At 58.1% G+C, this 11,740-nt stretch carries 11 protein-coding genes; 5 read left to right on the plus strand and 6 right to left on the minus strand.

Going from position 1 to position 11,740, the window contains the following annotated elements; all coding sequences use genetic code 11:
• Positions 1-2: 2 nt before the first annotated feature.
• The 3 genes from yidD to rpmH are packed head-to-tail and all read right to left on the minus strand — an operon-like array spanning position 3 to position 796.
• Positions 3-248 carry a membrane protein insertion efficiency factor YidD gene (yidD, locus tag GKKCFE_RS25950; RefSeq protein ID WP_010465488.1) on the minus strand — a complete coding sequence of 82 codons (246 nt, stop codon included), beginning with the start codon at positions 246-248 and terminating at the stop codon, positions 3-5.
• On the minus strand, positions 241-645 hold the full coding sequence (gene rnpA, locus GKKCFE_RS25955; RefSeq protein ID WP_445578074.1) for a ribonuclease P protein component: 405 nt from the start codon (positions 643-645) through the stop codon (positions 241-243). The genes yidD and rnpA overlap by 8 nt, the downstream gene beginning before the upstream one ends.
• 16 nt (positions 646-661) lie before the next feature.
• Positions 662-796, minus strand: coding sequence for a 50S ribosomal protein L34 (rpmH, locus tag GKKCFE_RS25960; RefSeq protein ID WP_003213577.1), 135 nt, complete (start codon positions 794-796; stop codon positions 662-664).
• 569 nt (positions 797-1,365) lie between these two features.
• Between rpmH and dnaA the strand changes: the two genes are divergently transcribed.
• From dnaA to gyrB, 4 genes are read left to right on the plus strand one after another with little or no spacing between them, the layout of a single operon-like run.
• Positions 1,366-2,886, plus strand: a complete 1,521-nt coding sequence (dnaA, locus tag GKKCFE_RS25965; RefSeq protein ID WP_047230104.1) for a chromosomal replication initiator protein DnaA — start codon at positions 1,366-1,368, stop codon at positions 2,884-2,886.
• Between the two features lie 39 nt (positions 2,887-2,925).
• A complete protein-coding gene (dnaN, locus tag GKKCFE_RS25970; protein WP_007903001.1) occupies positions 2,926-4,029 on the plus strand; it encodes a DNA polymerase III subunit beta in 1,104 nt (367 codons plus the stop codon).
• Positions 4,030-4,037: 8 nt separating this feature from the next.
• On the plus strand, positions 4,038-5,141 hold the full coding sequence (gene recF, locus GKKCFE_RS25975; RefSeq protein ID WP_047230105.1) for a DNA replication/repair protein RecF: 1,104 nt from the start codon (positions 4,038-4,040) through the stop codon (positions 5,139-5,141).
• Between the two features lie 5 nt (positions 5,142-5,146).
• The gene (gene gyrB, locus GKKCFE_RS25980; RefSeq protein WP_047230120.1) at positions 5,147-7,564 is read left to right on the plus strand and encodes a DNA topoisomerase (ATP-hydrolyzing) subunit B; all 2,418 of its coding nucleotides are present in this window, start codon (positions 5,147-5,149) and stop codon (positions 7,562-7,564) included.
• A gap of 74 nt (positions 7,565-7,638) precedes the next feature.
• On the opposite strand, the gene GKKCFE_RS25985 is transcribed toward gyrB, so the two are convergent.
• Entirely contained in the window at positions 7,639-8,373 is a 735-nt protein-coding gene (locus GKKCFE_RS25985; RefSeq protein ID WP_076386511.1) for a response regulator transcription factor, read from the minus strand.
• Between the two features lie 281 nt (positions 8,374-8,654).
• Here GKKCFE_RS25985 and GKKCFE_RS25990 point away from each other — a divergent pair, with 281 nt between their 5' ends.
• Complete coding sequence (locus GKKCFE_RS25990; RefSeq protein WP_107323178.1) at positions 8,655-10,172, plus strand: sensor histidine kinase; 1,518 nt, start codon at positions 8,655-8,657, stop codon at positions 10,170-10,172.
• 166 nt (positions 10,173-10,338) lie between these two features.
• On the opposite strand, the gene GKKCFE_RS25995 is transcribed toward GKKCFE_RS25990, so the two are convergent.
• Entirely contained in the window at positions 10,339-11,118 is a 780-nt protein-coding gene (locus GKKCFE_RS25995) for a lysophospholipid acyltransferase family protein (RefSeq protein ID WP_047230107.1), read from the minus strand.
• Positions 11,119-11,198: 80 nt separating this feature from the next.
• Positions 11,199-11,738: a D-glycero-beta-D-manno-heptose 1,7-bisphosphate 7-phosphatase gene (gmhB, locus tag GKKCFE_RS26000; protein WP_171061292.1), complete on the minus strand. Its 540-nt coding sequence runs from the start codon at positions 11,736-11,738 to the stop codon at positions 11,199-11,201.
• Between the last annotated feature and the right edge of the window lie 2 nt (positions 11,739-11,740).

The following is an 11,740-nucleotide window of genomic DNA, read 5'->3' on the forward strand; positions in this document are numbered from 1 at the left end:
GATTACTCGGCCATCGAAGAAGAACGGGAGGTAGGGATAGGCGGAACCGGGTCATAACCGCCGGGATTCCACGGATGACAGCGACCTAAACGACGAAAGGTCAGCCAGCCACCGCGCAGAAGGCCATGATTTTCTATGGCTTCATACGCGTAGCAAGAACAACTGGGGTAGAAACGACAGTGACTGGCCATCAGGGGACTAATGGCGTAGCGATAAAACTGGATCGGAACGAGTGCCAGTTTACGCATCGGGACTGTCTACCCCTACAGTTTCGGTGTTGACTGCTGGCGGTACTGGCTTGTTACGAGCCAAGCGCTTCCAGAGTTTGCCGAAATGCTGAATCAATTCGGGGTTTTCTACGTCACCCAAACCTTTGCGCGCGACGATAACAATGTCCCAACCGACCAGAGAATCCTGGTTCAGGCGAAACGATTCGCGCATCAGACGTTTGAGGCGATTGCGCTGAACGGAGAGCTTGACGCTCTTTTTCCCGATAACCAGCCCTAGTCGGGGGTGATCAAGATCGTTGCTGCGCGCAAGGAGCAGGAGATTTTTCCCCGGAACCTTGCCGGTAGGGGAGTCAAAGACTGCCTTGAAATGCCGGGGTGTAAGCAGACGCTTTTCCCGACTGAAGTCCTGACTCACCTCCAGTGCCGGATTATCAAACTGCCAGACGCGCACGACCTTTGGCGCGACGACGCGACAGGACGGCACGACCGTTCTTGGTAGCCATGCGAGCACGGAAACCGTGGGTACGAGCGCGTTTGATAGTGCTTGGTTGGAAAGTACGTTTCATGTCGTGTTACCTGGGTTCGTCCACAACGGGCCGGAATGGCCCCCGTTTTAAGAGACCGGGGATTCTAGAGAAAGCAAGCCTCTAGGTCAATTTCCAACCAGCGTTTACTTCAAATAGATATCGCGCCTGGATAGCGGCTTCATCGCAGGGCTCCAGATATAGAATTAAAAAGAAGGGAATTATTTAAAGCTTTTCTGTAAAGCTTATAAAAGCAAGGCTGGCACCTATCTGTGGATAACCATGCCTAGGCCTCGTAGTCCGCCATGTACAGAGAATGACAACTACAGGGGAAAGCGGTGTTCAGCCTGTGCTGCGCTGTCGGATAAGCTGTGTGTGGAATGGCTACTTATCCACAGGAAGGTTATCCACCGACTTCAACCCCCACTTGTGCAACGACCTCACGGGCAGTTATCCACAGAGCTTATCCACCGACCGCCTGTCGTCTTGCTCGTTGTTAAGGCATTGATAAATCATGGTGGATGAGCAACCTGCATGTGGATAAGTGGGCGTCCGCTCGCTACAATGGCCGCTTGTTTTTGCCTCACCGGCTTTCAACTTAGGGGATATCCGTGTCAGTGGAACTTTGGCAGCAGTGCGTGGAGCTTTTGCGCGATGAGCTGCCTGCCCAACAATTCAACACTTGGATCCGTCCGCTACAGGTCGAAGCCGAAGGCGACGAGTTGCGCGTCTATGCACCGAACCGTTTCGTTCTTGACTGGGTCAACGAAAAGTACCTGGGACGGGTCATGGAACTGCTCGATGAGCATGGCAATGGCATGGCGCCTGCGCTGTCCTTATTAATAGGCAGCAAACGCAGCTCTGCGCCGCGCGCCGCCCCCAACGCCCCGTTGGCCGCTGCGGCCTCCCAGGCCCAGGCTGTCGCGGCGCCGGTTAACCATGCCGCACCGGCCCCCACACCGGCCCCCAGCAAGCGTAATGCACAAAAAGTGGCCGAGGTCAGCGAAGAGCCCTCGCGGGACAGCTTCGACCCAATGGCCGGCGCCAGCTCCCAACAAGCTCCGGTACGCGCCGAACAGCGCACCGTCCAGGTCGAAGGCGCGCTCAAGCACACCAGTTACCTGAACCGCACCTTTACCTTCGAGAACTTCGTTGAGGGCAAGTCCAACCAACTGGCGCGAGCGGCAGCCTGGCAGGTCGCGGACAACCCCAAGCATGGCTACAACCCGCTCTTCCTTTATGGTGGCGTAGGCTTGGGTAAAACCCACTTGATGCACGCGGTGGGTAACCACCTATTAAAGAAGAACCCGAATGCCAAGGTCGTGTACCTGCATTCCGAGCGTTTCGTGGCCGACATGGTCAAGGCGCTGCAGCTGAACGCGATCAACGAGTTCAAGCGCTTCTACCGTTCGGTGGACGCCTTGCTGATCGACGACATTCAGTTCTTCGCCCGCAAGGAGCGTTCCCAGGAAGAGTTTTTCCACACCTTCAACGCATTGCTTGAAGGCGGGCAGCAGGTCATTCTTACCAGTGACCGCTACCCGAAAGAAATCGAAGGTCTGGAAGAACGTCTCAAGTCGCGTTTTGGCTGGGGCCTGACGGTTGCCGTCGAGCCGCCGGAGCTGGAAACCCGGGTGGCGATCCTGATGAAGAAGGCTGATCAGGCCAAGGTCGAACTGCCTCACGACGCCGCATTCTTCATTGCCCAACGTATCCGCTCGAACGTACGTGAGCTCGAAGGCGCCCTCAAGCGGGTCATCGCTCATTCGCACTTCATGGGCCGCGACATCACCATCGAGTTGATTCGCGAGTCCTTGAAGGATTTGTTAGCGCTCCAGGACAAGCTGGTTTCTGTGGATAACATTCAGCGCACTGTCGCTGAATACTACAAAATCAAGATATCCGACCTGCTGTCCAAACGCCGATCGCGTTCGGTGGCTCGCCCGCGTCAGGTGGCGATGGCCTTGTCCAAGGAGCTGACCAACCACAGTCTGCCGGAAATTGGCGATGTGTTTGGCGGACGCGACCACACCACGGTGTTGCACGCCTGTCGTAAGATCAACGAACTTAAGGAATCCGACGCGGACATCCGCGAGGACTACAAGAACCTGCTGCGAACACTGACCACTTGATGACCACCAGCGCAGCTTATTAAGGCAAGGGACTAGACCATGCATTTCACCATTCAACGCGAAGCCCTGTTGAAACCCCTGCAACTGGTCGCAGGCGTCGTCGAACGCCGCCAGACCTTGCCGGTACTTTCCAACGTGCTGCTGGTTGTCGAAGGCCAGCAATTGTCGCTGACCGGTACCGACCTGGAAGTCGAGCTGGTCGGTCGTGTACAGCTTGAAGAACCGGCCGATCCAGGTTCCATCACCGTGCCGGCGCGCAAGCTGATGGACATCTGCAAAAGCCTGCCCAACGATGCGCTGATCGACATCAAGGTCGATGAGCAGAAGCTCGTGGTCAAGGCCGGTCGCAGCCGTTTCACCTTGTCGACGCTGCCGGCCAACGACTTCCCGACGGTGGAAGAAGGCCCAGGCTCGCTGACCTGCAGCCTCGAGCAAAGCAAATTGCGCCGTTTGATCGAACGCACCAGCTTCGCCATGGCGCAGCAGGACGTGCGTTACTACCTCAACGGCATGCTCCTGGAAGTGTCCGCCGGTATCATCCGCGCCGTCGCCACCGACGGTCACCGTCTGGCCATGTGCTCGATGCAGGCCGATATCGGTCAGCCAGACCGCCACCAAGTCATCGTCCCGCGCAAAGGTATCCTGGAGCTCGCGCGCCTACTGACCGAGCCGGACGGCAATGTCAGTATCGTGTTGGGCCAGCACCATATCCGCGCCACCACGGGTGAGTTCACCTTCACCTCGAAGCTGGTGGACGGCAAATTCCCTGACTACGAGCGCGTGCTGCCCAAAGGCGGTGACAAACTGGTCTTGGGTGACCGCCAGGCGCTGCGCGAGGCGTTCAGCCGTACCGCGATCCTGTCCAACGAGAAGTACCGCGGCATTCGTCTGCAATTGGCCAACGGTCAGCTGAAAATCCAGGCGAACAACCCGGAGCAGGAAGAGGCGGAAGAAGAAGTGGGCGTTGAATACAACGGCGGCTCTCTGGAAATCGGCTTCAACGTCAGCTACCTGCTCGACGTACTGGGCGTGATGACCACTGAGCAAGTGCGTCTGATCCTGTCGGACTCCAACAGCAGTGCGCTGGTGCAGGAATCCGATAACGACGACTCGGCCTACGTTGTCATGCCGATGCGTCTGTAATCAGCTAGATGTCCTTAAGTCGCGTCTCGGTCACCGCGGTGCGCAATCTGCACCCGGTGACCTTCTCCCCTTCCCCCCGCATCAATATCCTTTACGGCGCTAACGGCAGCGGCAAAACCAGTGTTCTGGAAGCTGTTCACCTGCTGGGGCTTGCTCGTTCGTTTCGTAGCACCCGTCTGTTACCGGTCATCCAATACGATCAGTTGGCCTGCACCGTGTTCGGACAGGTGGAGTTGGCGCAAGGCGGTCACAGTGCCTTGGGGATATCACGGGACCGGCAAGGCGAATTCCAGATCCGCATCGATGGGCAGAATGCCCGCAGCGCCGCGCAACTGGCGGAGATCCTGCCGTTGCAGTTGATCAACCCGGACAGTTTCCGTTTGCTGGAAGGCGCGCCGAAGATTCGTCGACAGTTTCTCGACTGGGGCGTGTTCCACGTGGAACCGCGGTTCATGGCCACTTGGCAGCGCTTGCAGAAGGCGCTGCGCCAGCGAAATTCCTGGCTGCGGCATGGTACACTTGACGCCGTTTCGCAAGCGGTTTGGGACAGGGAACTGTGCCAGGCCAGCGCTGAAATAGATGAATACCGCCGCGCTTACATCAAAGCCTTGAAACCGGTCTTCGAGCAGACCTTGAGCGAACTGGTTGAGCTTGAGGGCCTGACGCTCAGCTATTACCGAGGCTGGGACAAGGACCGGGAACTGAGCACCGTACTGGCTGGCTCGCTGCAGCGGGACCAGCAGATGGGCCATACCCAGGCTGGACCGCAACGCGCTGACTTGCGCCTTAGATTGGGCGCACATAATGCCGCGGACATCTTGTCCCGGGGGCAGCAGAAGTTGGTGGTGTGTGCATTGCGTATTGCCCAAGGCCATTTGGTCAGCCAGGCTCGACGCGGTCAGTGTATTTATCTGGTGGATGACTTGCCGTCCGAATTGGACGAAGCCCACCGCCGCGCACTCTGCCGCTTGCTGGAAGACTTACGCTGCCAGGTTTTTATCACCTGTGTAGATCACGAATTATTGAGGGAAGGCTGGCAGACGGAAACGCCAGTCGCTCTGTTCCACGTGGAACAGGGCCGTATCACCCAGACCCACGACCATCGGGAGTGAAGGCATTGAGCGAAGAAAATACGTACGACTCAACGAGCATTAAAGTGCTGAAAGGCCTGGATGCCGTACGCAAACGTCCCGGTATGTACATTGGTGACACCGACGATGGCAGCGGTCTGCACCACATGGTGTTCGAGGTGGTCGACAACTCCATCGACGAAGCCCTCGCCGGTCATTGCGATGACATCAGCATCATCATCCACCCGGATGAGTCCATCACTGTTCGTGACAACGGTCGTGGCATCCCGGTAGACGTACACAAGGAAGAAGGCGTTTCCGCAGCCGAGGTCATCATGACCGTGCTGCACGCCGGCGGTAAGTTCGATGACAACTCCTACAAGGTTTCCGGCGGTCTGCACGGCGTAGGTGTATCGGTCGTGAACGCACTGTCCGAAGAGCTTGTTCTTACCGTTCGCCGCAGTGGCAAGATCTGGGAACAAACCTACGTCCACGGTGTGCCTCAGGCGCCAATGGCGATCGTAGGCGACAGCGAAACCACCGGCACCCAGATTCACTTCAAGGCTTCCAGCGAAACCTTCAAGAACATCCACTTCAGCTGGGACATCCTGGCCAAGCGGATTCGTGAACTGTCCTTCCTCAACTCCGGTGTCGGTATCGTCCTCAAGGACGAGCGCAGCGGCAAGGAAGAGCTGTTCAAGTACGAAGGGGGCCTGCGTGCATTCGTTGAATACCTGAACACCAACAAGACTGCGGTCAACCAGGTGTTCCACTTCAACGTCCAGCGCGAAGATGGCATCGGCGTGGAAATCGCCCTGCAGTGGAACGACAGCTTCAACGAGAACCTGTTGTGCTTCACCAACAACATTCCACAGCGCGATGGCGGTACTCACCTGGTGGGTTTCCGTTCGGCGCTGACCCGTAACCTGAACAACTACATCGAACAGGAAGGTCTGGCGAAGAAGCATAAAGTCGCCACCACCGGTGACGATGCCCGTGAAGGCCTGACGGCGATCATTTCGGTGAAAGTGCCGGATCCGAAGTTCAGTTCCCAGACCAAGGACAAGCTGGTTTCTTCCGAAGTGAAGACCGCAGTCGAACAGGAAATGGGCAAATACTTCTCCGACTTCCTGCTGGAAAACCCCAACGAAGCCAAGCTGGTGGTCGGCAAGATGATCGACGCCGCCCGTGCCCGTGAAGCAGCGCGCAAGGCCCGTGAGATGACCCGCCGCAAAGGCGCGCTGGACATCGCCGGTTTGCCGGGCAAACTGGCCGACTGCCAGGAAAAAGACCCTGCCTTGTCCGAACTGTACCTCGTGGAAGGTGACTCTGCTGGCGGTTCCGCCAAGCAGGGCCGCAACCGCCGCACCCAGGCCATCCTGCCGCTCAAGGGCAAGATCCTGAACGTCGAGAAGGCGCGCTTCGACAAGATGATCTCCTCCCAGGAAGTCGGCACGCTCATCACTGCGCTGGGCTGTGGCATCGGCCGCGATGAGTACAACATCGACAAGCTGCGTTATCACAACATCATCATCATGACCGACGCCGACGTCGACGGTTCGCACATCCGCACCCTGTTGCTGACGTTCTTCTTCCGTCAGTTGCCGGAGCTGATCGAGCGCGGCTACATCTATATCGCCCAGCCTCCGCTGTACAAGGTCAAGAAAGGCAAGCAAGAGCAATACATCAAAGACGACGACGCCATGGAAGAGTACATGACGCAGTCGGCCCTGGAAGATGCGAGCCTGCACCTGAACGAAGAGGCCCCAGGCATTTCCGGCGAAGCCCTTGAGCGCCTGGTCAACGACTTCCGCCTGGTGATGAAGACTCTCAAGCGCCTGTCGCGCCTGTACCCACAGGAGCTGACCGAGCACTTCATCTACCTGCCGGCTGTCAGCATGGAACAGCTCTCCGATCACGCTGCAATGCAGGATTGGCTGGCCCAGTACGAAGTTCGTCTGCGCACCGTAGAGAAGTCTGGCCTGGTGTACAAAGCCAGCCTGCGTGAAGACCGTGAGCGTAACGTCTGGCTGCCAGAGGTCGAACTGATCTCCCACGGCCTGTCCAACTACGTCACTTTCAACCGCGACTTCTTCGGCAGCAACGACTACAAGACTGTCGTCTCCCTGGGCGCGCAACTGAGCACCCTGCTGGACGAAGGCGCGTACATCCAGCGTGGTGAGCGCAAGAAAGCCGTTACCGAGTTCAAGGAAGCCCTTGAGTGGCTGATGGCCGAAAGCACCAAGCGCCACACCATCCAGCGCTATAAAGGTCTGGGTGAAATGAACCCGGACCAGCTGTGGGAAACCACCATGGACCCAGGCTCGCGCCGGATGCTGAAAGTCACCATCGAAGACGCCATCGGCGCGGACCAGATCTTCAACACCCTGATGGGTGATGCGGTCGAGCCTCGTCGTGACTTCATCGAGAGCAATGCGTTGGCGGTGTCTAACCTGGATTTCTGATCCACACACCCTGCGCCAACGAAAAAGGCCAACGCATATGCGTTGGCCTTTTTTTTCGCCCGTTGGCCCTAACCCTAACTCGCCACCGAAGCTTCACTCCCCGCCGCCACACTCTCCAACCGATACCCATACCCATAAATCGTCAGCAACTGCCAACCCCGATCCGCCGTCAGCCCGAGTTTGTTGCGCAGACGGTAGATGTGGGTGTCGAGCGGGCGCGACGAGGTCATTTCCTCGTGGGTCCAGAAGCGCTCGTAGAAATACTCCCGGGACAGTGGACGGCCCAGGTTGGCGAACAGGCAGCGGGCCAGGCGGTATTCCCGTTCGGTCAGGCTGATGGGGATACCGGCGCGGGTGACGGTCAGTTCGGCGTCGTCGAATTCCAGGTCGTTGAATACCAGCACGTCGCTGGCTGGAGCACGTTGCAGGTTATGGCGTCGCAACACGGCTGTGACCCGGGCCTTGAGTTCGTTAGGCCTGAAGGGTTTGCTCACGTAGTCGTCGGCCCCGGCGTTGAGGGCCTGGACCACATCGTGCTCGCCGTCGCGGCTGGTGAGCATGATGGCGGCCGGGGGCGAGTCCATGTGCTCCCGCGTCCAGCGCAGCAGCGACAACCCGCTGATGTCGGGCAATTGCCAGTCGAGGATCAAGAGGTCGAAGGTTTCCCGGCGCAGCTGCCGCAACAGGTCTTCGCCGCGCTCAAAACTGTGCAAGGTCCAGGCTTGCTCGCCCCTGCCGGGGATTTGTTGCAGTGTCTGTTCCACCCGGCGCAGCTCGGCCGGTTCGTCATCCAGTATGGCGACACGCATGGGATGCGATTCCTTGATCTCGAGAGTAACGGACATCATCAGGGTGGCCTGCAATCTGAACAAATATTCCACTTGCCCGATGTAACCTCGGCGGGCCGATAAGTTGTCGGGTTGCAGGTCCCCTGTCGCTGGCAGTGACAATACCGGCTCATGACGCGCAGGGAAAGGTAGCAGCGCGCCACCTATCGAGTCCGCTATAGTCTTTGGTCTTCAGCCTGCTGGTGCGACACGCGACCCCCCATGAAAAAAATCCCCCGTTCCTATGTTCTGTCAGGGTGCTTATGAGCAACCAGCGTCGTCGTGAAAGCCGTGAACCGACCCAAGTCCAACGCATGTTTCGCCAATTGGTACGGGAATGGTTGTGGATAAGTCTTCTTCTATTACCGCTCACCGCGTTGTTGTCGTTCAGTACCCAGCCAACACGCCACGGGCCAGAAGCGGCGTTGTTGTCGGTGTTTGTGGTCGCTGTTGTGCTGGGGTTGCTATTGCTGCGCCCTCGCCTGGCGCTGTGGACGACAGTGGGTGGCATGAGCATGGCCCTGCTGATCAGTGTCGTACTTGCGGCTGAAGGTTGGTGGTGGTCGCCCATGGCGAGCGTGCTGGGCATCGTGTTTGGCTATCTGATCTGGAATTGGCGGCGGCTGAGCGTGGTGCTGGCCTACTTTGGCTGGGAACTGGCGCGCCTGGATGCGGAGCCCAAGGTGTTCCCCGAACGGCGTCGTGCGCCCTACACGGGCAGCGACCGCTTGCAGGGCCAGATCATGGCCCTGGAGCAAGCCATGGGGAGAACCCGGGACACCCGTCGCTTTATTGCCGATGGCCTCGAATACCTGCCGGTGGCAACAATGATCAGCGATCCCCAAGGCAAGATATTGCTGGGTAACCGCAAAGCGCGTGATCTCTTCGGCCATGGCTTGGCGGGGGGCGATGTATTGGAGCATCTCGCGCAGCTGGGTTACCCAGGACTGGAGCGCGGGGTGCCTCACCGATTATCCACATTGCCCCTGGTGGAGTTTCGCGACAGCCGGGAGCGCAGCCTGCGTCTGGAACGAGCCCCGCTATTGCCGGTTGATGGTGAGGCGCCGATAGGCTGGTTACTGAGCCTCATCGACCTGAGCGCGGAGCGCGAAGCCGAAGAGCAGCGCAGCGTCATGCTGCGTTTTTTGTCCCATGATTTGCGCGCGCCCCACTCGGCGATCCTGGCCCTGCTGGATGTGCAGCGGCATCAGAACGGAGCGAATAATCCGCTCTTCGATCAGATCGAGCGGCAGGTGCGTCGCGCCTTGGAATTGACCGACGGCTTTGTGCAACTGGCCAAGGCCGAGTCTGAGGCGTATCAATTCCAACCGACGCTGTTCGCCATGTTGGTCCTGGATGTACTTGACCAGGCGCTGCCCATCGCCCAGGCAAAACGCATCCAGTTGATTCATGAAATAGAGGATGAAGAGGCGATGGTGAGCGCGGATCAATCATTGCTGACCCGTGCCCTGTTCAATCTGCTGGAAAATGCCATCAAGTACAGCCCGCCCGACGCCTGCATTTCCCTGCAGGTTCATTGCACGTCGGGTTGGTTGACCTGCAACGTCGCCGACCAGGGCAAGGGCATCAGCGCCGAAGAACTACCGGACCTGTTCAGCCAGTATCGACGGTTTTCCTCGGCTCACGGTGTGGATGGCATTGGCTTGGGACTGTCGATGGTCAAGGCCGTGGTGGACCATCATGAGGGGAAAATCGAATGCCATAGCGTGGTAGGCAAAGGCACGACGTTCAGCCTGCGATTCCCGTTGTTGGCGGAGTAAAGATCGTCCGAACGGGGCCCGAGCCTTCGGACGATCTTGGTGCTATAAAAAACTTATGCACCTGTCGGCGGCTTTTATGTTTTTATGAAATATGTATTAAAAACAAAGACATAAAACAGAAAAGTTACGAATTTCGAAAAAACGGTGCACAGGTTATCCACAGATATCAAACAGCGGCTTGTTCCGTGGGCACTTCCGCGACAGGACCGGGTGGAAGCGAACCCATCTCCCGTTGGGTCTGTTCGTTCCAGGTTTGTACGCGTTCATTGAGCTCGGCAATGGCGCGGGGCCCGCTACCTTCGGCATACATGGGCTTGCCGATCACCACGGTGATGACGCCCGGTGTCCGGAGCCAGCCACCCTTGGGCCAGAACTTGCCGGCATTGTGTGCAATCGGCAGCACCGGCAGGTCAGCGTTTACCGCCAATGCGCTGCCACTGCGGGAGAATTTGCCGATCGTCCCGTAGGGAACACGGGTACCTTCTGGAAAGATCAAAACCCAAACCTTGTCCTTGAGTAGCTCATCACCTTTTTTCGCCACTTGCTTGAGAGCAACCTTGGGGTTGTCCCGGTCAATGGCGATGGGGCGCAGCATTGCCATGGCCCAGCCGAAGAAAGGTACGAACAGCAGCTCACGTTTGAGCACTTGGCTCAGGGGCTCGAAGTAAGCCGAAAGGAAGAAAGTCTCCCAGGTGCTCTGGTGGTTGGACTGGATCACGCACGGCCGCTCAGGCACGTTTTCGGCGCCTTTTACTTCATACCGTATCCCCAGAAAAACCTTGCTCAGCCACAGCGCGCAACGGCACCAGTACACATTGATAAAACGGTAGCGCGTCCTGAACGACATGAAAGGCGCTACAAAAAAACTCAACGTGCACCACAACAACGAACTGGTGCCCAGCAGCAGGTAAAAGAGAAAGGTTCTGATGGCCTGCAATATCGACATAGCGGCATTTACCGTTGCGGGCAGTGCCCGACTGTTTAAGCGCTTCCCGAACAGTCCTTGATCAGGATGTCTTGGGAGCTCTAATTGTGGATAAGTTCAGCGGCAATCGCCGCCAAGTCTTCAAAAATCAGGGTGCCCACCGGCAGGGTCTTGCCCAGAGTCTTCTCGCCTTTGCCGGTCTTTACCAAAACGGGCTGACAATCGACGGCCTTGGCCGCCTCCAGGTCACCCAGGCTGTCGCCGACGAACCACACTCCCGCCAGCGTTACATCGTAGTGAGCGGCAATGGTTTTCAACATGCCCGGCTTGGGCTTGCGGCAATCACAACCTTCGTCCGGCCCGTGCGGGCAGTAGACGATCAGCCCGACTTCACCGCCCTGCTCGGCCACCAATGCGCGCAAGCGCTCATGCATGGCCTCAAGGACCGCGAGGTCGTAGTAACCGCGGGCAATGCCCGACTGGTTGGTGGCAACCGCCACCGTCCAGCCGGCCTTGCTCAACTGCGCGATGGCTTCGATCGAACCGGGGAGCGGCAACCACTCCTCCACCGATTTGATATAAGCGTCGGAGTCGTGGTTGATCACTCCGTCCCGATCGAGAATCAGCAGTTTCAACAGCAGCC

The sequence above is a fragment of the Pseudomonas sp. E141 genome, from assembly GCF_052659885.1.